The following is a 19,331-nucleotide window of genomic DNA, read 5'->3' on the forward strand; positions in this document are numbered from 1 at the left end:
AGACTGGGCCTTTTGTTTTATCTGTGGTCTGTCGGTGAGCACTCGTTGCGCAGCAACGGCCCGTAGGGTGGCGGGCAGGACGCCCGCCATAAACTGCCAGGCATCAGACAAGTGAAAAAGCCCGTCCGTCAGGACGGGCTTTTTTGCGTGTGTGGTAACTGTAAAAATGTAGGCCTGATAAGCGCAGCGCCATCAGGCAACCTGCTCCGGCGGATGGCGGCTCCGCCTTATCCGGCCTGTATGCACTTATCAGGCAGCGCCACTACTCACTGATAAATTAAATTCAACAATGGATACGGTTTCCCAAGATCGTCGACCTCCGAACGTCCCGTCACCTTAAATCCCATTCTCTTATAAAATCCAACAGCTTGTGTATTTTGCTCGTTAACATTGGTTGTCAACCCCGGCGCCAGTGTTAAGGCATGTTCAACTAATCTCTTACCGATACCCTGACCACGCACGTCCGGATCGACAAACAGCGCATCCATATGTTCGCCGGTAAGCAGCATAAATCCTACCGGCTCATCCTGATCGGTCACGGCAACCCATAGTGGCGCTTCTGGCAGAAAATCGCTCACCAGTTCTTCCAGTTCGGCCCGATAAGCGTTTGACAGAAAATCGTGCGTGGCATCGACTGAGCGACGCCAGATCGCAATCAGTTTTTCCCCTTCCTCATGCCTTGAACGGCGAATGTTAATCATCATCTTCACTCCTTTTTTGCTTACTTCTATTCTAATGCAAATGCTGTCGTGAAACTTTCTCACCTTGAACTTGCAGACTCGACATTCGCCTGATTTCTAAGTATCTTCAGCTATCTGGATGTCTAAACGTTTAAACGTATGTCGTGAGGTTATCAGGTTATGCCGATTCGCGTGCTGGACGAGCTACCCGCCGTCAATTTTTTACGTGAGGAGAATGTCTTCGTCATGACGACTTCTCGCGCATCAGGTCAGGAAATTCGCCCGCTAAAGGTACTTATCCTTAACCTGATGCCGAAGAAGATTGAAACGGAAAATCAGTTTCTGCGCTTGCTATCGAACTCCCCATTACAGGTCGATATTCAACTACTGCGGATAGATGCCCGCGAGTCGAGGAACACGCCAGCCGAGCATCTGAACAACTTTTACTGTAACTTCGACGATATCTGCGATCAGAACTTTGATGGGCTTATCGTGACCGGAGCGCCGCTGGGTCTGGTGGAATTTAATGACGTGGCTTACTGGCCGCAGATTAGGCAGGTGCTGGAATGGGCGAAAGATCACGTTACTTCGACGCTATTTGTCTGTTGGGCCGTTCAGGCCGCACTCAATATTCTGTATGGTATCCCTAAGCAGACCCGTACAGATAAACTTTCCGGCGTCTATGAACATCACATCCTTCATCCACATGCTCTGTTAACGCGTGGTTTTGATGATTCGTTTCTGGCGCCACACTCACGCTATGCCGATTTCCCGGCGGCGCTGATACGGGATTATACGGATCTTGAAATTCTGGCCGAAACAGAAGAAGGGGATGCGTACCTGTTTGCCAGCAAAGATAAACGTATTGCGTTTGTCACCGGTCATCCTGAATATGACGCTCATACGTTAGCGGGTGAATATTTTCGTGACGTTGAGGCCGGGTTAAATCCGGAGGTTCCGTACAACTATTTCCCAAAAAACGATCCGCAAAACATACCGCGCGCAACCTGGCGCAGCCACGGTAATTTACTGTTTACTAACTGGCTCAACTATTATGTCTACCAGATTACGCCATATGATCTGCGTCACATGAATCCAACCCTGGATTAATCTTCTGCTTCTGACGATCCTAAAGCGTTTCAGCATGTTGAATCAGGCACCTTCGGGTGTCTTTTTTATTTCCGAAACGCACCTCATCATGTAATTAAATTTAATTTACATTGTTATCAATAGGTTAATGCATAATTAAATTAAAAATGGAAATTGTTTTTGATTTTGAAATTTAATTGAGTAGTCTTAGTTGTGTTGAACGAAAAGCGCACAGTGATCCTTCGTTCGCATTGGGGATGTATCTGGATCAACAACGAGGAGCTGCATGATGAATCCACAGGCAACCACAACTGATGAATTAACCTTTACCAGGCCGCAAGGCGAGCTGGAAAAGCAAGTCCTGACCGCTGAGGCAGTCGAGTTTTTGACGGAGTTAGTCACCCGTTTTACGCCAAAACGCAATAAACTCCTGGCTGCACGTATCCAGCAACAGCAGGATATTGATAACGGTAAGTTGCCTGATTTTATTTCGGAAACCACTTCCATTAGAGAAAGTAATTGGCAGATTCGTGGTATTCCGGCGGATTTACAGGATCGCCGAGTAGAAATTACCGGGCCGGTTGAACGTAAAATGGTGATTAATGCCCTGAACGCAAATGTGAAAGTGTTTATGGCGGATTTTGAAGACTCGCTGGCGCCGGACTGGAATAAAGTTATTGATGGTCAAATCAACCTGCGTGATGCGGTGAACGGCACCATTAGCTATACCAACGAAGCCGGAAAAATCTATCAGCTCAAGCCCGATCCGGCCGTATTGATTTGTCGTGTACGTGGTCTACATCTGCCAGAAAAACATGTTACCTGGCGGGGGGAAGCCATTCCCGGCAGCCTGTTTGATTTTGCTCTGTACTTTTTCCACAACTATAAAGCGCTGCTCGCTAAAGGTAGCGGCCCGTATTTTTACCTGCCGAAAACGCAAGCCTGGCAGGAGGCAGCCTGGTGGAGTGAGGTTTTCAGCTACGCCGAAGACCGCTTTAACCTGCCGCGCGGTACGATCAAAGCGACCCTGTTGATTGAAACGCTGCCGGCTGTTTTCCAGATGGATGAGATTCTTCATGCGCTGCGTGATCATATCGTCGGTCTCAACTGTGGTCGCTGGGATTATATTTTCAGCTATATCAAAACGTTGAAAAATCACCCGGATCGCGTCTTGCCGGACAGGCAGGTGGTAACGATGGACAAACCGTTTCTGAGCGCCTACTCGCGCCTGCTGATCAAAACCTGTCACAAGCGCGGCGCGTTCGCGATGGGTGGTATGGCGGCGTTTATCCCGAGCAAAGACGTTGAACGCAACAATCAGGTCCTTGCCAAAGTGAAAGCGGATAAAGCGCTGGAAGCGAACAACGGCCACGACGGCACGTGGATTGCGCATCCTGGGTTGGCGGATACCGCAATGGCCGTCTTTAACGAGGTACTGGGCGAGCACAAAAATCAGCTGTTCATTACCCGTGATGAAGATGCGCCGATTACCGCTGAACAGTTACTGGAGCCATGTGAAGGCGAACGCACAGAAGCGGGAATGCGCGCCAATATTCGCGTGGCAGTGCAGTACATTGAAGCGTGGATCTCCGGCAATGGCTGTGTACCGATTTACGGTCTGATGGAGGATGCCGCGACGGCGGAAATCTCACGAACCTCTATCTGGCAGTGGATTCACCATGAGAAAACGCTGAGCAATGGAAAACCCGTAACGAAAGCGCTTTTCCGCGAAATGTTGGCGGAAGAGATGCGGGTAATCCAGGACGAACTGGGCGAGCACCGCTACAGCAGCGGGCGCTTCGACGATGCCGCACGTCTGATGGAGCAAATCACCACCTCAGATGACTTAATCGACTTCCTCACCCTGCCGGGCTATCGCTTACTGGCTTAATTCACCACATAACAATATGGAGCATCTGCACATGAAAACCCGTACTCAACAAATCGAAGAATTACAGAAAGAGTGGACACAACCGCGCTGGGAAGGCATCACCCGCCCGTACAGCGCGGAGGAGGTGGTGAAATTACGCGGCTCGGTTAACCCGGAATGCACGCTGGCGCAGCTCGGCGCCGCGAAAATGTGGCGGCTGTTGCACGGTGAAGCGAAAAAAGGCTATATCAACAGCCTTGGCGCGCTGACCGGCGGTCAGGCGTTGCAGCAGGCGAAAGCCGGTATTGAGGCGATTTATCTTTCAGGCTGGCAGGTGGCGGCAGATGCCAACCTTGCATCCAGCATGTATCCGGATCAATCGTTGTACCCGGCAAACTCTGTTCCGGCGGTAGTGGATCGGATCAACAACACTTTTCGTCGTGCAGATCAGATCCAGTGGGCATCCGGTATTGAACCCAACGATCCGCGCTATGTGGATTACTTCCTGCCGATCGTTGCTGATGCGGAAGCCGGTTTTGGCGGCGTTCTGAATGCCTTCGAACTGATGAAATCGATGATTGAAGCCGGTGCAGCGGCCGTTCACTTCGAAGATCAGCTGGCGTCGGTGAAGAAATGCGGCCATATGGGCGGCAAGGTGCTGGTCCCCACGCAGGAGGCGATTCAGAAACTGGTTGCTGCGCGTCTGGCCGCTGATGTGATGGGCGTCCCGACGCTGGTGATTGCGCGTACCGATGCGGATGCGGCAGATCTGATCACCTCCGACTGCGATCCCTATGACAGCAGTTTTATTACCGGCGAACGCACCAGCGAAGGTTTCTACCGCACCCATGCGGGCATTGAGCAGGCGATCAGCCGCGGTCTGGCGTATGCCCCGTATGCCGATCTGGTATGGTGCGAAACTTCTACGCCGGATCTCGAACTGGCGCGTCGTTTTGCCGATGCTATCCACGCGAAGTATCCGGGCAAACTGCTGGCCTATAACTGTTCACCATCCTTCAACTGGCAGAAGAATCTGGACGACAAGACCATTGCCAGCTTCCAGCAGCAGTTGTCGGACATGGGTTACAAATACCAGTTTATTACCCTGGCGGGCATCCACAGCATGTGGTTCAACATGTTCGACCTGGCGCATGCATACGCGCAGGGCGAGGGCATGAAGCACTATGTTGAGAAGGTTCAACAACCCGAGTTCGCCGCAGCGAAAGACGGCTATACCTTTGTTTCCCACCAGCAGGAAGTGGGTACTGGTTACTTCGACAAAGTCACCACCATTATTCAGGGCGGCGCGTCATCCGTTACCGCGTTAACGGGTTCCACCGAAGAATCGCAGTTTTGATTGATGCCCGGTGGCGCTGCGCTTACCGGGCCTACAGATAGCGTAGGCCGGATAAGCGAACGCGCCATCCGGCATGATGTGGTGCCGGATGAGGGAAAAAAATGCCGCGTGGCCTGGAATTACTGATTGCTCAAACCATCCTGCAAGGCTTTGACGCGCAGTATGGTCGATTTCTGGAAGTGACTTCCGGCGCGCAGCAGCGTTTTGAACAGGCCGACTGGCACGCCGTCCAACAGGCGATGAAAAGCCGTATCCACCTCTATGATCATCATGTGGGTCTGGTGGTGGAACAACTGCGCTGTATTACCGATGGCAAAAGTACCGACGCGGATTTCCTTTTACGCGTTAAAGAGCATTACACCCGGCTGTTGCCGGATTACCCGCGCTTCGAGATTGCGGAGAGCTTTTTCAACTCCGTTTATTGTCGGTTATTTGACCACCGCTCGTTAACACCCGAGCGGTTGTTTATTTTCAGTTCGCAACCGGAGCGTCGCTTCCGTACTATCCCGCGCCCGCTGGCCAAAGACTTCTTTCCCGATCACGGTTGGGAGACGCTGTTGATACGCATACTCAGTGACTTACCGCTGCGTCTGCCCTGGCAGAATAAAAGCCGGGATATCCGCTATATTATCGCGCACCTGACTGAAACACTGGGCGAGGACGCGCTACCTCGCTGCCATGTCCAGGTGGCGAATGAGTTGTTTTACCGTAATAAAGCGGCCTGGCTGGTAGGTAAATTAACCACACCTGACGGTACGCTGCCGTTTTTATTGCCGATTCATCGCACTGATGAGGGTGAACTATTTGTCGATACCTGCCTGACCACCACGGCAGAAGCGAGCATTGTGTTTGGTTTTGCCCGCTCTTATTTTATGGTGTATGCGCCGCTGCCTGCCGCGCTGGTTGAGTGGTTGCGTGAAATCCTGCCGGGTAAAACCACTGCCGAACTGTATATGGCGATTGGCTGCCAGAAACATGCGAAAACCGAAAGCTACCGCGAATATTTGTGTTATCTGGCTGAAAGCGATGAGAAATTCATTGAGGCGCCTGGTATCCGCGGCATGGTGATGCTGGTGTTTACCCTGCCAGGTTTCGACCGGGTATTTAAAATCATTAAAGACAAATTCGCCCCGCAGAAAGAGATGTCTGCCGCCCATGTGCGTGCCTGTTATCAACTGGTAAAAGAGCATGATCGCGTCGGTCGTATGGCGGATACCCAGGAGTTTGAGAATTTCGTACTGGATAAACGGCAAATCGATCCGGCGCTGATGGCGCTGTTACGGCAAGAAGTGCCAGAGAAGATTACCGAGCTTGGGGAACATATCGTCATTCGCCATCTCTATATTGAACGGCGCATGGTGCCGCTCAATATCTGGCTGGAACAGGTAGAAGGCCAGCAGTTGCGCGATGCGATAGAAGAATATGGTAATGCGATTCGCCAGCTTGCCGCCGCTAATATTTTCCCCGGCGATATGTTGTTTAAAAACTTTGGCGTTACCCGTCATGGCCGCGTGGTGTTCTACGACTACGATGAAATTTGCTACATGACGGAAGTGAATTTCCGCGATATTCCGCCAGCGCGTTATCCGGAAGACGAACTGGCCAGCGAACCCTGGTATAGCGTCTCGCCGGGTGATGTTTTCCCGGAGGAGTTTCGCCACTGGCTGTGTGCCGATCCGCGTATCGGACCATTGTTTGAAGAGATGCATGCCGACCTGTTTCGCGCCGATTACTGGCGCGCGCTACAGACGCGTATTAAAGAAGGGCATGTAGAAGATGTGTATGCCTATCGTCGTCGCCAGCGCTTTAGCGTGCGTTACGGCGCGATCTCAAGTACGGCGAACTCTTCGTAAACCAGTTCCATCTCCGGCGACCAATTACCCTCGCGCTCAAAAAAGGCCCGGTGTGCCGCTTGCCAGTACGCCAGGCTAAGATCGCCTTCGCCTTCCAGTGCGGCGAGATCGGCGCTCATCTCGTTAAAACGGATCAGCCTGAGCGCCAGCGTGCGTATGACGCACACGGCGTCGCCTGTGCCGTTGAGCACAATGTGATATGACCCGGGCGTGACAGGGGGCTGCTCTTTCTGATAGCTAACCAGCGAGCTACAGGTGCCACGCTTTTTACCGGCGACCACTAGCGCCGCCAGCTCGTCGGCCAGCGCCGGCGAATCACCGAAAGACCAACAGAAGGCCTGTGGGTACTTCTCCTGCCAGTATAATTTCAGGCTGCTCATTTCAGCGAGTTCCACCATAGGCCAGCGTCACCTCTTTCGCCGCTTTAATCACCATGGCGCCAAGTTCGGTGACGCGATCGTCAGTAATGCGTGAGCAGGGGCCGGAAATAGAGAGGGCCGCAAACGGTTCGCGGTGTTCGTCATAAATACACGAGGCCACGCAGCGCAGACCGAGCGCATGTTCTTCGTCGTCAAAGGAATAGCCGCGCTTGCGTGTTTGGGCGAGGTCATCTTTCAGATGCAGCGGCGACACCAGCGTCGCATGGGTATAAGCGTGCAACCCCTTGCGGTGCAGCAGACTGGTAACCTGTTCCTCACTGAGCTGTGATAAAAACGCCTTGCCCGCGCCAGAGGCGTGCATGGGCAGCTTGCCGCCAATAGGGGCGGACATGCGCATCAATTGTGTGCACTGCACCTGGTCGATAATAATGGCCTGATGGTCGCTCTGGTCGAGTACGGCAAGGTTTACCGTTTCGCCGGAGTCCTCCATCAGCTTGCGCAAAATCGGATGGACAATCGCCAGCAGATTACGGCTCTGTAAGAAGCTGCTGCCGACGATAAACGCGTGTGCGCCTACGGCCCAGTGGCCCAGCTCACCAACCTGGCGGACAAAACCCTGTTGCTGCATGGTGGTGAGTAGACGGTGAGTCGTGGAATTAGGCAAACCCGCCTGTTGCGCCAGTTCGGTCAGCGCCACGCTGCCGTTGGACTCGGCAATCCACTCCAGCAGCTTCAGACCGCGAGTTAAAGACTGAACCTGCCCGGTTACGGGTGCAGTGGTAGCGGCAGGTTTTCTCCCGCGTTTCGCGGGAACAGGGGCAACCATGGCAGACTCCTTTTTCTGTATCGTGGAAATCATTTTCGTTTTATTCAATTATAATGCAAGAGTTCCTGAACTGATCGGATGAGTGACATCACAGGATGCCCGATGGCGCTGCGCTTATCAGGCCTACGCTTTGGGAGCTGCCAAAGTAATTTGTAGGCTGGATAAGGCGCTTGCGCCGCCATCCGGCAAAGCGACAGAAGTGGGTGGCAAGCTGAACATGTCTCATGTTGCCCGTTGTTCTCTTTTCCGCCAGCACGCTTTGTGCCAGTATGGCTCGTTACGTGGAGCGTTGTCGGGAGCGAGTGTGAGCAGCAAAGTTGAACAACTGCGTGCGCAGTTAAATGAACGTATTCTGGTGCTGGACGGCGGTATGGGCACCATGATCCAGAGCTATCGTCTACATGAAGAAGATTTCCGCGGGGAGCGCTTTGCCGACTGGCCCTGCGACCTGAAAGGCAACAATGACCTGCTGGTACTCAGCAAGCCGGAGGTGATCGCCGCTATCCACAACGCCTACTTTGAGGCTGGCGCGGATATCATCGAAACCAACACCTTTAACTCGACAACCATTGCGATGGCGGATTACCGGATGGAATCCCTGTCGGCGGAAATTAACTATGCGGCGGCCAAACTGGCGCGTGCCTGCGCCGATGAATGGACGGCGCGAACACCAGAAAAACCACGCTTTGTTGCGGGCGTGCTTGGTCCAACTAACCGCACGGCCTCCATTTCGCCGGACGTCAACGACCCGGCGTTTCGTAATATCACCTTCGATCAGCTGGTGGCGGCCTACCGTGAATCCACCAAAGCGCTGGTGGAAGGCGGGGCGGATCTGATCCTGATTGAAACCGTCTTCGACACCCTCAACGCCAAAGCGGCGGTGTTTGCGGTGAAAGAAGAGTTTGAAGCGCTGGGCGTTGATCTGCCGATCATGATTTCCGGCACCATCACCGACGCCTCTGGCCGTACGCTTTCCGGCCAGACTACCGAAGCCTTTTATAACTCGCTGCGCCACGCCGAGGCGCTCACTTTTGGCCTTAACTGCGCGCTTGGGCCTGATGAGCTGCGCCAGTACGTCCAGGAACTGTCGCGGATTGCCGAATGCTACGTCACCGCGCACCCGAACGCCGGCCTGCCGAACGCTTTCGGCGAGTACGACCTCGACGCCGACACCATGGCGAAACAGATTCGCGAATGGGCGGAAGCGGGCTTCCTGAATATCGTTGGCGGCTGCTGTGGCACTACGCCGGAGCATATCGCCGCCATGAGCCGCGCCGTTGCCGGTTTGCTGCCGCGCCAGCTGCCGGATATCCCCGTCGCCTGCCGCCTTTCCGGCCTGGAGCCGCTGAACATTGGCGACGATAGCCTGTTTGTCAACGTCGGCGAGCGTACTAACGTCACCGGCTCGGCCAAATTTAAACGGCTGATCAAAGAAGAGAAATACAGCGAAGCGCTGGATGTCGCCCGTCAGCAGGTAGAAAGCGGCGCGCAGATTATTGATATCAATATGGATGAGGGGATGCTCGACGCCGAAGCGGCGATGGTGCGTTTCCTCAGCCTGATTGCCGGTGAGCCGGATATTGCCCGTGTACCAATCATGATCGACTCCTCCAAATGGGAGGTTATCGAAAAAGGGCTGAAGTGCATTCAGGGTAAAGGCATCGTCAACTCTATTTCGATGAAAGAGGGCGTGGAAGCCTTTATTCATCATGCGAAGCTTCTGCGTCGCTACGGCGCGGCAGTGGTGGTGATGGCCTTTGATGAGCAGGGGCAGGCCGATACCCGCGCGCGTAAAATCGAAATTTGCCGCCGAGCCTACAAAATTCTCACCGAAGAGGTGGGTTTCCCGCCGGAAGACATCATCTTCGACCCGAATATCTTCGCCGTGGCGACCGGTATTGAAGAGCACAACAACTACGCGCAGGACTTTATCGGCGCTTGCGAAGACATCAAACGCGAGCTGCCGCACGCGCTGATCTCCGGCGGCGTGTCTAACGTGTCCTTCTCGTTCCGCGGCAACGACCCGGTACGTGAGGCTATCCACGCGGTATTCCTCTACTACGCCATCCGCAACGGCATGGACATGGGCATCGTCAACGCCGGACAGCTGGCTATCTACGACGACCTGCCCGCCGAGCTGCGCGATGCGGTTGAAGATGTCATTCTTAACCGTCGCGATGACGGCACCGAGCGTTTGCTGGATTTGGCGGAGAAATACCGCGGCAGCAAAACCGACGAAGCTGCCAGTGCCCAGCAGGCGGAATGGCGTAGCTGGGACGTGAAAAAGCGTCTCGAATACTCGCTGGTGAAAGGCATTACCGAATTTATCGAACAGGATACCGAAGAAGCCCGCCAGCAGGCCGCCCGCCCGATTGAGGTGATCGAAGGCCCGCTGATGGACGGCATGAACGTGGTCGGCGACCTGTTCGGCGAAGGGAAAATGTTCCTGCCGCAGGTGGTGAAATCCGCTCGCGTGATGAAACAAGCGGTGGCCTACCTGGAGCCGTTTATTGAAGCCAGCAAAGAAAAAGGCTCCAGCAACGGCAAGATGGTGATTGCCACCGTGAAGGGCGATGTGCACGACATTGGCAAGAACATTGTTGGCGTGGTGCTGCAATGCAACAACTACGAAATCGTCGATCTTGGCGTGATGGTGCCAGCGGAGAAAATCCTCAGAACGGCGCGTGAAGTGAATGCCGATCTGATCGGTCTTTCCGGGCTGATTACCCCGTCGCTGGACGAAATGGTCAACGTGGCGAAAGAGATGGAGCGTCAGGGCTTTACTATCCCGCTACTGATCGGCGGCGCAACCACTTCGAAAGCGCATACGGCGGTGAAAATCGAGCAGAACTACAGCGGTCCGACGGTCTACGTGCAGAATGCTTCGCGTACCGTGGGCGTGGTGGCGGCGCTACTCTCCGACAACCAGCGCGATGACTTTGTCGCCCGTACCCGCAAAGAGTACGAAACCGTGCGTATTCAGCACGCCCGCAAAAAACCGCGTACGCCGCCGGTCACGCTGGAAGCGGCGCGCGATAATGATCTGGCATTCGATTGGGAACGCTACACCCCGCCGGTAGCCCACCGTCTGGGCGTGCAGGAGGTGGAAGCCAGCATCGAAACTCTGCGCAACTACATCGACTGGACGCCGTTCTTTATGACCTGGTCGCTGGCCGGCAAATACCCGCGCATTCTGGAAGATGAGGTGGTGGGCGTTGAGGCGCAGCGTCTGTTTAAAGACGCCAATGATATGCTGGATAAACTGAGCGCCGAGAAACTGTTGAATCCGCGTGGCGTGGTGGGCCTGTTCCCGGCGAACCGTGTGGGTGACGACATCGAAATCTATCGCGACGAAACCCGTACTCATGTTCTGACGGTCAGCCACCACCTGCGCCAGCAGACCGAGAAAGTTGGTTTTGCTAACTACTGTCTGGCGGATTTTGTCGCGCCGAAACTGTCCGGAAAAGCGGACTACATCGGCGCGTTTGCAGTCACCGGCGGTCTTGAAGAAGACGCTCTGGCTGATGCTTACGAAGCGCAACACGACGACTATAACAAGATCATGGTGAAAGCGATTGCCGACCGTCTGGCGGAAGCGTTTGCCGAGTACCTGCATGAGCGTGTACGTAAGGTTTACTGGGGATATGCGCCGAACGAGAGCCTGAGTAACGACGAATTAATCCGCGAAAACTACCAGGGGATTCGCCCGGCGCCGGGTTATCCTGCCTGCCCGGAACATACCGAAAAAGGCACTATCTGGCAGCTACTGGATGTCGAAAAACACACCGGGATGAAGCTCACCGAATCTTTCGCCATGTGGCCTGGCGCGTCGGTCTCCGGCTGGTACTTCAGCCATCCTGAGAGCAAATACTTCGCGGTAGCGCAGATCCAGCGCGATCAGGTGACAGATTATGCTTTCCGTAAAGGAATGAGCATTGAGGATGTTGAGCGGTGGCTGGCGCCGAACCTGGGTTACGATGCGGACTGATTCATAAAATCGTCACTTTTCCTTACAACATACAAGGCACTCATTGGGTGCCTTGTCTCTTTCTTACAATTAAACCCTTATACTGAAGGAAGGCTCTACGCTGAATTTGCCGGATGGCGGCGTAAACGCCTTATTCAGCATACCGTATTACGTATGGTAAGCCCGGTGGCGTGCAACGCCAGCAGGCCTTAACGCTGTGCGCCATCAGGCAATTTATCGCAAGTGAGCTTCAGGAAAACGTATAACGATAAGGAGAACCTGACGCCGTGTTAACTTTGCTCCATCTACTTTCTGCCGTTGCGCTGTTGGTATGGGGAACACATATCGTTCGTACTGGCGTAATGCGCGTGTTTGGCGCGCGTCTACGCACTGTCCTCAGCCGCAGCGTGGAAAAGAAACCGCTCGCCTTTTGTGCGGGTATCGGTGTTACCGCGCTGGTACAAAGCAGTAACGCCACCACTTTATTGGTAACGTCGTTTGTCGCCCAGGATCTTGTCGCCCTGACGCCAGCTCTGGTGATTGTGCTGGGCGCCGACGTGGGGACCGCGCTAATGGCGCGTATCCTGACCTTCGATCTCTCGTGGCTGTCGCCGCTGCTGATTTTTATCGGCGTGATTTTCTTTTTGGGACGTAAGCAGTCCCGCGCCGGGCAGCTGGGTCGCGTCGGTATCGGGCTTGGCCTGATTCTACTGGCGCTGGAGCTGATTGTGCAGGCGGTGACGCCGATCACTCAGGCTAATGGCGTGCAGGTCATTTTCGCGTCGCTGACGGGCGACATTATGCTGGATGCGCTGATTGGCGCGATGTTCGCTATTATCAGTTATTCCAGCCTGGCGGCGGTGTTGCTGACGGCGACCCTGACGGCGGCGGGGATTATATCGTTCCCGGTGGCGTTGTGCCTGGTCATCGGCGCCAATCTGGGATCGGGGCTGCTGGCGATGCTCAATAACAGCGCCGCCAATGCTGCCGCGCGTCGCGTAGCGCTCGGCAGCCTATTGTTCAAATTGATCGGCAGCCTGGTCATCCTGCCGTTTGTCCATCCGCTGGCGAATCTGATGGATGAGCTATCGCTACCGAAATCAGAGCTGGTGATCTATTTCCACGTTTTCTATAACCTGGTGCGCTGCCTGGCGATGGTGCCATTTGCCGAGCTGATGGCGCGTTTTTGTAAACGAATTATTCGTGATGAGCCTGAACTGGATACCCATCTGAAGCCGAAACATCTGGATGTCAGCGCGCTGGATACGCCAACGCTGGCGCTGGCTAATGCTGCCCGCGAGGTGTTGCGCATTGGCGATGCGATGGAACAGATGATGGAAGGGCTAAAAAAGGTCATGCACGGCGAACCGCGTGAAGAGAAAGCGCTGCGCAAGCTGGCGGATGACGTTAACGTGCTCTACACCGCGATTAAGCTTTATCTGGCGCGAATGCCAAAAGACGAGCTGGCGGCGGAGGAGTCCCGCCGGTGGGCGGAGATTATTGAGATGGCCCTGAACCTCGAACAGGCGTCGGATATTATCGAGCGAATGGGCAGCGAGATTGCCGACAAGTCGCTGGCGGCGCGTCGGGCATTTTCAGAAGAAGGATTGAAAGAGCTGGATGCGCTTTACGATCAACTGCTCAGTAATCTGCAACTGGCGATGTCGGTCTTTTTCTCCGGCGATGTCACCAGCGCCCGTCGGTTGCGCCGCAGTAAACATCGCTTCCGTATACTTAATCGCCGATACTCACATGCGCATGTCGACCGCCTGCACCAGCAGAACGTGCAAAGCATTGAAACCAGCTCGCTCCATTTAGGGCTGCTGGGCGATATGAAGCGTCTTAACTCACTGTTCTGTTCGGTCGCCTATAGCGTACTGGAACAGCCGGATCAGGACGAGGAACGGGGCGAGTATTAAGTGAAATGCCGGATGGCGGGGCCTACGGAGAACATGCGCGTAGGCCCGCCATTCGGCATTCAATGTGGCCTGGGATTAAAAGCGATGACCCGCTTCCAGCGCCACGGCCTCTTCGCCCGCTTTAAACACCCAGGTAGTATTCGGGCCGCCGAGAACTGCCTGGCCGTTGCTCACCTGAATCCAGTTACCTTCCGGCAAACCAATCACTGTCAGTTCCGGCGCGACCACCAGTAGTTCGCGAATACGCTGCTCGCGGGTCTCGCCCTTATGACCTTCCGGCAAGGCGTTAGTGAAGTGAGGATTAATTTGCAGCGGGAACAGATCCAGCGCGTCGAAACCGTTTGGATCGACGATCGGCATATCGTTGGTCGTGCGGATAGTCGGGCAGGCAAGGTTGGCACCCGCGCTCCAGCCGATATACAGCGCGCCGCGTTTTACCCTGTCCGCTATCGGCGCCAGCAGCCCGCGTTCACGCGATTCTTTCAGTAGCTGGAAGGTATTTCCGCCGCCGACAATAATGATTTCCGCTTTCTCAATCGCCGCAAGCGGATCGGCGACACGATGAATCCCTGTGACGTTTATCCCTAATGGCGCAAGCACCTCTGCGGTTTTATCCGTGTACTCGTCCCATGTTTGCGTGACGCCGGCAAACGGAATAAACACGGCTGAGCGTCGACCGTTCAATTGATTCGCTATCAGCGGCAGAGCGTGTTCCAGCCAGGCTTTACCCGGCAGCGTCGAGTTACTTAATAAAAGCAGTTCCATTACTTCTCCACCTCATCAGGAAATGTCAAAACGTAATAATGCTACCATTATCCATTTAATGTCTTACTGATATGGCTCATGATGTTATGCGTGCCACAGGCAAAGCGCGGTCGCTAAAAGTGACGACAGGCCAGATCTGCCATCTGGTATAGCCTGAAAAATTACAGGTATAATCCGCAAAATTATTTAACACGTTTAGAGACGAAAATGGCAAAACTGACCTTACAAGAGCAACTGCTACAAGCGGGATTAGTGACCAGCAAAAAAATGGCCAAAGTCCAACGCACGGCTAAAAAATCACGCGTTCAGGCTCGTGAGGCCAGAGAGGCGGTGGAAGAAAATAAAAAGGCGCAACTTGAGCGTGATAAACAACTCAGTGAACAGCAAAAACAAGCGGTTTTAGCGAAAGAGTTTAAAGCTCAGGTTAAGCAACTTATTGAAATGAATAGAATCAATGTATCTAAAGGCGATATTGGTTTTAACTTCACCGATAATAACGTCATCAAAAAAATAGACGTGGATAAGCTCACCCAGACGCAACTGATTAATGGGCGTCTCGCGATTGCGCGTTTGGTTATCAATAACAGCGGTGAATGTGAATATGCGATTATTCCCGCGAGCGTCGCCGATAAAATCGCACAACGAGATGCGGACAGTATTGTCGTAAACAGTGCGCTGAGTCAGGAAGAGCAGGACGAAGATGATCCGTATGCCGATTTTAAAGTTCCTGACGATTTGATGTGGTAAGTCACATTACCGACGTTTATGTAGAAAAATTTCTCAGAGAGTAAATATGCTGACCGACACATCTACCCGACTTAATAAATATATCAGTGAAAGCGGCATCTGTTCGCGTCGCGAGGCGGACCGTTTTATCGAACAGGGCAATGTCTTTATCAACGGCAAACGCGCCGCCATTGGCGATCAGGTAGTCGCCGGGGATGTTGTTAAAGTAAATGGTCGGTTGATTGAGCCGCGAGAAGCGGATGATTTAGTGCTGATTGCGCTGAATAAACCGGTTGGCATTGTCAGTACCACTGAAGACGGCGAACGCGACAATATTGTCGATTTTGTGAACCACAGCAAACGTATCTTCCCGATTGGTCGTCTTGATAAAGACTCACAGGGGCTGATATTTCTGACTAACCACGGCGATCTGGTCAATAAGATTCTGCGTGCCGGTAACGATCACGAAAAAGAGTATCTGGTGACGGTGGATAAACCGATTACCGACGAGTTTATTCGCGGTATGGGCGCTGGCGTGCCGATTCTGGGTACCGTCACCAAAAAATGTAAGGTGAAAAAAGAGGCGCCGTTTGTCTTTCGCATCACCCTGGTGCAGGGATTAAACCGTCAGATCCGTCGTATGTGTGAATACTTTGGTTATGAAGTGACGAAACTGGAGCGTACGCGCATTATGAACGTCAGCCTGAGCGGGATTCCGCTGGGCGAGTGGCGCGATCTGACGGACGATGAGCTGATCGATCTGTTTAAATTGATTGAGCGTTCCTCTTCCGAAGCCAAACCAAAGGCCAAAGCGAAGCCGAAGACCACGGGTATTAAGCGACCGGTCGTTGCGATCGAAAAAAGCAATGAGAAAGCGCGCCCGACATCAAGCGGTAAGCGCTTTACCTCGCCGGGACGAAAGAAGAAAGGACGTTAACGTCTGCCGCGCGTCGGCGTATTCGCCGACCAGGAGAATGACGCTTCCGTATCGGGTTTATACGCCTGCTTTTTCTTCAACTGGCGGGCTTTTTTCGCTTCAGCCTCACGCAGCGCCATCAGCTTATCGATGTACTCCTTTTTTACGCTGTTGGTCTCAGAATTGGTCAGCGGACGCCCGTGCGCAATACGGGCGCGGTCCAGCAACGTTTTCAGTTCGCGCTGTTCGCGCTCGGTCATCTCTTTTTGGGTAATGCGGGGGAGTGCCATACGGGTGCCCTCAGGTAGCCGATGCATTTAGAGCCTATCCCATTAGGGCTATTTTACTTGCCATTTTAGACCTGGGCAGTGCTCAAAATCCTCACGTACTACGTGTACGCTCCGGTTTTTGCGCGCTGTCCGTGTCCAAACTGGCTGCGCCAATAACGCCTGGTGGGATAGGCTCTTAGTCTACGGCAATACGCAACGGGCGGATAGCGCTCAGTCAGCAATCCGCAGCTTTCCGGCGAAATCCTGTGGCGTATAACCCGTTGACGTAAATCCTTTATCCGTGATGATGTTATCGATTTCTTTTACGCTTGCGATGCACATCACACCGTCCTGACCAAATTTGGTATGGTCGGCGAGAATCACTGATTTTTTGCTCATCGCAATCATGGCTTTGGCAACGTAGGCTTCTTCAAAGCTCTTCACCAACACGCCATGCTGGGGAGAAATGCCGCCAGCGCCAATAAAACAGATATCCGCGTGAATTGCGTTAATCTGCTGACACACCGAGACGCCGAGGTTGGCGCGAAAATGGTAATCATATTCGCCGCCTAATACATACACGCGGGCCTGCAGGTTATGCTCTTTAATTTTATCGGCAATCAGGGCTGAATTGGTAATCACGGAAAAAGCGAGAGGCGGTAATTGCTCGGCCAGAATAAGGTTAGTTGTACAGGAGTCAATAAACAATGTATCCCGTTCACTGACCATTTCGGCGGCAAGTTTGCCAATCGCTATTTTCTCTTCGCGATGAGCCTCTATTCTTGCGCTAAACGCATCTTCCTGGACAACTTGCTTTTTGACTGCGCCCCCATGAATCTTAGTGATTTTGCCTTCAGATTCCAGTAAGGAGAGATCGCGACGAATGGTTTCTGAGGTGACGTTGAGCATTTCCGATAATTTAATAACGGTGACTTCACCGAATTTGTTTAATTCATCAAGAATATGTTTTCGTCTTTTAATTGGATTCATTATCTTTCGCCGCCGTCAACCTTTGGCGCATGGTAACTGGATGCGTCAGGCAACGCAACCACTCCAACGCATGGACGATACCCTCCTCATCATTCGTGGCAGTCACATAGTCGGCCTGCCGCTTTACTGCATCCGGCGCGTTGCCCATTGCGATGCTGATTCCGGCAGCGGCAAACATGCTGACATCATTCTGCTGATCGCCAATCGCGACCACCTTGTCAGAAGATATATTTAAATAATGAATTAATTGTTCTATTATGCACCCTTTATTTACATCGGATCTTTGAATATCAATATAATTTTCTCCCGTGACAACCGCATAATATCCACAAGGCAGGTGATTATTCACTTCTGTACACAGAGTATCTATCTCCGAAGATGCGGCAACAAGTGTAATTTTATATATATTGCGACGATTAAAGATATTTTCTGCAGTTTCAGTTATAAGCGGTAACCCAAATAAGCGGGCTTCATATGTTGTCCAGGGCGCAATTAGTCTATCGTCACGATGGTGAATTGCTTCGGCGCTAAAAAAGTGGTGGTGGTAGCGGGAAAGAGAAATATGCTGGTCAATATTCCATAGATCTGTGACGGTCAGCGGGGCAGCATGAATAATGCGCGGCCCCGCCATCTCCAGCAGGTGTCCGCAGTTAAAACCGGCGCACCAGTTAAACAACGTATCAACCTGTTGTTGGCGTAGCAGGCGTACCATTGAGGAGACCGGTCTGGCGGAACATGCCGCCAGCAGACCACCGTCCTGGCGGAACGCAATCAGCGCCTGACGCGTGCGCGGGCTGATTGTTTTCTGCGAGGTGAGTAATGTTCCATCCAGATCGGTGATCAACAACATCTCTCGTTCCCTGATATCAATGAACAATAAACGGCGTAACGGCTTCTTTGGCGGCGTTGCACACCATGTTGTCGATAGCCGTACCGACCACCAGAATATTGACCCCGGTATCTTTAAACGCTTTCGCGTTGGCGAGGTTAATCCCGCCTTCCGCCAGCGTCGGAACATCCACCGCGCCGACCAACGCCCGCAGGCGATCTTTAATCATCTGCGGGATATCGCCTGCCGCTACGCCTTCATAGCTCATGCCTGTCATCAGACCAATCATATCCACGCCGATATCCTGCATCCGCTTCGCCACGCTGGCGACCTCTTCCGGCGTGCGTGCAGGAATACCGAAAGTATGCAGATCGTCAGGATGGCCAATGTAGGCATCGACGGTCAGACCATATTGATGGGCGAGATTAACGATGTCCTGCAGATCGTCCCAGTCGGATTTATGCGTATGTAAACCGTCGGCTCCAGCGCGGGCAATCTCCAGAATTTCCGTTTCGCTGAGCGGCACCGGTAAGGTTTCGGTAAAACCGCCGGCGATACCAACGGTGATAAAAATATCGTCCGGGACCACATTACGAACACCGTGTACGGCCTCAGCCATCTGGCTATTGGTGATTTCGTGACGAATCTGCTCCGCCGCGTGCATGTTGCTCACGCCTTTGTGTCCACGCGCCAGCGCCAACGCAGGGTGGTTCGGCTCCAGCAGCTTAACGCCAGCCTCACACACGGCTTTCGCCAGGCGCGCATCGTCGCCGGTTATTCCTGTGCTGAGGATGGTTTGCCCACCGTGAAGTGTGATGGCTTCTTTCACTTTCTGTAACGCTTTGGCGCGTTTTTTATTCATATCGCCTTTAAACATGGTGTACCTCTGGTGTTG

General features: G+C 53.3%; 17 protein-coding genes. 9 read left to right on the plus strand and 8 right to left on the minus strand.

The annotated features are described in order from the left end of the window. Positions 1 to 266: 266 nt before the first annotated feature. On the minus strand, positions 267 to 704 hold the full coding sequence (locus ACLD4F_RS15160) for an acetyltransferase (protein WP_411010913.1): 438 nt from the start codon (positions 702 to 704) through the stop codon (positions 267 to 269). A 156-nt stretch (positions 705 to 860) separates the two neighbouring features. On the opposite strand from ACLD4F_RS15160, the gene metA reads away from it, so the two are divergent. The 4 genes from metA to aceK all read left to right on the plus strand — a co-directional run bounded on the left by metA (position 861) and on the right by aceK (position 6,849). Then, positions 861 to 1,790 carry a homoserine O-succinyltransferase MetA gene (gene metA / locus ACLD4F_RS15165; protein ID WP_001122767.1) on the plus strand — a complete coding sequence of 310 codons (930 nt, stop codon included), beginning with the start codon at positions 861 to 863 and terminating at the stop codon, positions 1,788 to 1,790. Positions 1,791 to 2,058: 268 nt separating this feature from the next. Further along, positions 2,059 to 3,660 carry a malate synthase A gene (gene aceB, locus ACLD4F_RS15170; protein ID WP_001069371.1) on the plus strand — a complete coding sequence of 534 codons (1,602 nt, stop codon included), beginning with the start codon at positions 2,059 to 2,061 and terminating at the stop codon, positions 3,658 to 3,660. Between the two features lie 31 nt (positions 3,661 to 3,691). Further along, entirely contained in the window at positions 3,692 to 4,996 is a 1,305-nt protein-coding gene (gene aceA / locus ACLD4F_RS15175) for an isocitrate lyase (protein ID WP_000857884.1), read from the plus strand. Between the two features lie 101 nt (positions 4,997 to 5,097). Next, on the plus strand, positions 5,098 to 6,849 hold the full coding sequence (gene aceK / locus ACLD4F_RS15180; RefSeq protein WP_079944707.1) for a bifunctional isocitrate dehydrogenase kinase/phosphatase: 1,752 nt from the start codon (positions 5,098 to 5,100) through the stop codon (positions 6,847 to 6,849). On the opposite strand, the gene ACLD4F_RS15185 is transcribed toward aceK, so the two are convergent. Continuing rightward, positions 6,813 to 7,220: an ASCH domain-containing protein gene (locus ACLD4F_RS15185; protein ID WP_010989091.1), complete on the minus strand. Its 408-nt coding sequence runs from the start codon at positions 7,218 to 7,220 to the stop codon at positions 6,813 to 6,815. The two genes, aceK and ACLD4F_RS15185, sit on opposite strands and share 37 nt — an antisense overlap. 10 nt (positions 7,221 to 7,230) lie before the next feature. Next, on the minus strand, positions 7,231 to 8,055 hold the full coding sequence (gene iclR, locus ACLD4F_RS15190) for a glyoxylate bypass operon transcriptional repressor IclR (RefSeq protein ID WP_000226434.1): 825 nt from the start codon (positions 8,053 to 8,055) through the stop codon (positions 7,231 to 7,233). 304 nt (positions 8,056 to 8,359) lie between these two features. Between iclR and metH the strand changes: the two genes are divergently transcribed. Both metH and ACLD4F_RS15200 read left to right on the plus strand, forming a co-directional pair. Continuing rightward, the gene (gene metH, locus ACLD4F_RS15195) at positions 8,360 to 12,043 is read left to right on the plus strand and encodes a methionine synthase (protein ID WP_079944708.1); all 3,684 of its coding nucleotides are present in this window, start codon (positions 8,360 to 8,362) and stop codon (positions 12,041 to 12,043) included. 266 nt (positions 12,044 to 12,309) lie between these two features. Further along, positions 12,310 to 13,941, plus strand: coding sequence for a Na/Pi cotransporter family protein (locus ACLD4F_RS15200; protein ID WP_000956811.1), 1,632 nt, complete (start codon positions 12,310 to 12,312; stop codon positions 13,939 to 13,941). A 75-nt stretch (positions 13,942 to 14,016) separates the two neighbouring features. Here the strand turns inward: ACLD4F_RS15200 and pepE are convergent, their stop codons facing one another. After that, entirely contained in the window at positions 14,017 to 14,706 is a 690-nt protein-coding gene (gene pepE, locus ACLD4F_RS15205) for a dipeptidase PepE (RefSeq protein WP_024797322.1), read from the minus strand. Between the two features lie 71 nt (positions 14,707 to 14,777). Between pepE and ACLD4F_RS15210 the strand changes: the two genes are divergently transcribed. The 3 genes from ACLD4F_RS15210 to rluF are packed head-to-tail and all read left to right on the plus strand — an operon-like array spanning position 14,778 to position 16,369. Then, the gene (locus tag ACLD4F_RS15210; protein ID WP_079944709.1) at positions 14,778 to 14,858 is read left to right on the plus strand and encodes a hypothetical protein; all 81 of its coding nucleotides are present in this window, start codon (positions 14,778 to 14,780) and stop codon (positions 14,856 to 14,858) included. A 55-nt stretch (positions 14,859 to 14,913) separates the two neighbouring features. Continuing rightward, positions 14,914 to 15,453: a DUF2058 domain-containing protein gene (locus ACLD4F_RS15215; RefSeq protein WP_001096724.1), complete on the plus strand. Its 540-nt coding sequence runs from the start codon at positions 14,914 to 14,916 to the stop codon at positions 15,451 to 15,453. Positions 15,454 to 15,499: 46 nt separating this feature from the next. After that, on the plus strand, positions 15,500 to 16,369 hold the full coding sequence (gene rluF, locus ACLD4F_RS15220) for a 23S rRNA pseudouridine(2604) synthase RluF (RefSeq protein ID WP_000954619.1): 870 nt from the start codon (positions 15,500 to 15,502) through the stop codon (positions 16,367 to 16,369). On the opposite strand, the gene ACLD4F_RS15225 is transcribed toward rluF, so the two are convergent. The 4 genes from ACLD4F_RS15225 to ACLD4F_RS15240 form a co-directional block, all read right to left on the minus strand. Beyond that, positions 16,366 to 16,638: a DUF3811 domain-containing protein gene (locus tag ACLD4F_RS15225; protein WP_001207628.1), complete on the minus strand. Its 273-nt coding sequence runs from the start codon at positions 16,636 to 16,638 to the stop codon at positions 16,366 to 16,368. The genes rluF and ACLD4F_RS15225 overlap by 4 nt on opposite strands. Before the next feature lie 210 nt (positions 16,639 to 16,848). After that, positions 16,849 to 17,607: a DeoR/GlpR family DNA-binding transcription regulator gene (locus tag ACLD4F_RS15230; RefSeq protein WP_001068171.1), complete on the minus strand. Its 759-nt coding sequence runs from the start codon at positions 17,605 to 17,607 to the stop codon at positions 16,849 to 16,851. Further along, positions 17,594 to 18,457: a Cof-type HAD-IIB family hydrolase gene (locus ACLD4F_RS15235; protein WP_411010922.1), complete on the minus strand. Its 864-nt coding sequence runs from the start codon at positions 18,455 to 18,457 to the stop codon at positions 17,594 to 17,596. The genes ACLD4F_RS15230 and ACLD4F_RS15235 overlap by 14 nt, the downstream gene beginning before the upstream one ends. A gap of 16 nt (positions 18,458 to 18,473) precedes the next feature. Further along, positions 18,474 to 19,313, minus strand: coding sequence for a hypothetical protein (locus tag ACLD4F_RS15240; RefSeq protein WP_000472332.1), 840 nt, complete (start codon positions 19,311 to 19,313; stop codon positions 18,474 to 18,476). Positions 19,314 to 19,331: the final 18 nt, after the last annotated feature.

The sequence above is a fragment of the Salmonella sp. 741265050_HSA genome, assembly GCF_046569445.1.
Lineage (GTDB): Bacteria > Pseudomonadota > Gammaproteobacteria > Enterobacterales > Enterobacteriaceae > Salmonella > Salmonella enterica.

Bases quoted from the DNA above. Each gene is read 5' to 3' on its own strand.
- ACLD4F_RS15160 (WP_411010913.1), bottom strand. From the start codon at position 704: ATGATGATTAACATTCGCCGTTCAAGGCATGAGGAAGGGGAAAAACTG.
- metA (WP_001122767.1), top strand. From the start codon at position 861: ATGCCGATTCGCGTGCTGGACGAGCTACCCGCCGTCAATTTTTTACGT.
- aceB (WP_001069371.1), top strand. From the start codon at position 2,059: ATGAATCCACAGGCAACCACAACTGATGAATTAACCTTTACCAGGCCG.
- aceA (WP_000857884.1), top strand. From the start codon at position 3,692: ATGAAAACCCGTACTCAACAAATCGAAGAATTACAGAAAGAGTGGACA.
- aceK (WP_079944707.1), top strand. From the start codon at position 5,098: ATGCCGCGTGGCCTGGAATTACTGATTGCTCAAACCATCCTGCAAGGC.
- iclR (WP_000226434.1), bottom strand. From the start codon at position 8,055: ATGGTTGCCCCTGTTCCCGCGAAACGCGGGAGAAAACCTGCCGCTACC.
- pepE (WP_024797322.1), bottom strand. From the start codon at position 14,706: ATGGAACTGCTTTTATTAAGTAACTCGACGCTGCCGGGTAAAGCCTGG.
- ACLD4F_RS15210 (WP_079944709.1), top strand. From the start codon at position 14,778: ATGGCTCATGATGTTATGCGTGCCACAGGCAAAGCGCGGTCGCTAAAA.
- ACLD4F_RS15215 (WP_001096724.1), top strand. From the start codon at position 14,914: ATGGCAAAACTGACCTTACAAGAGCAACTGCTACAAGCGGGATTAGTG.
- rluF (WP_000954619.1), top strand. From the start codon at position 15,500: ATGCTGACCGACACATCTACCCGACTTAATAAATATATCAGTGAAAGC.
- ACLD4F_RS15225 (WP_001207628.1), bottom strand. From the start codon at position 16,638: ATGGCACTCCCCCGCATTACCCAAAAAGAGATGACCGAGCGCGAACAG.
- ACLD4F_RS15230 (WP_001068171.1), bottom strand. From the start codon at position 17,607: ATGAATCCAATTAAAAGACGAAAACATATTCTTGATGAATTAAACAAA.
- ACLD4F_RS15235 (WP_411010922.1), bottom strand. From the start codon at position 18,457: ATGTTGTTGATCACCGATCTGGATGGAACATTACTCACCTCGCAGAAA.
- ACLD4F_RS15240 (WP_000472332.1), bottom strand. From the start codon at position 19,313: ATGTTTAAAGGCGATATGAATAAAAAACGCGCCAAAGCGTTACAGAAA.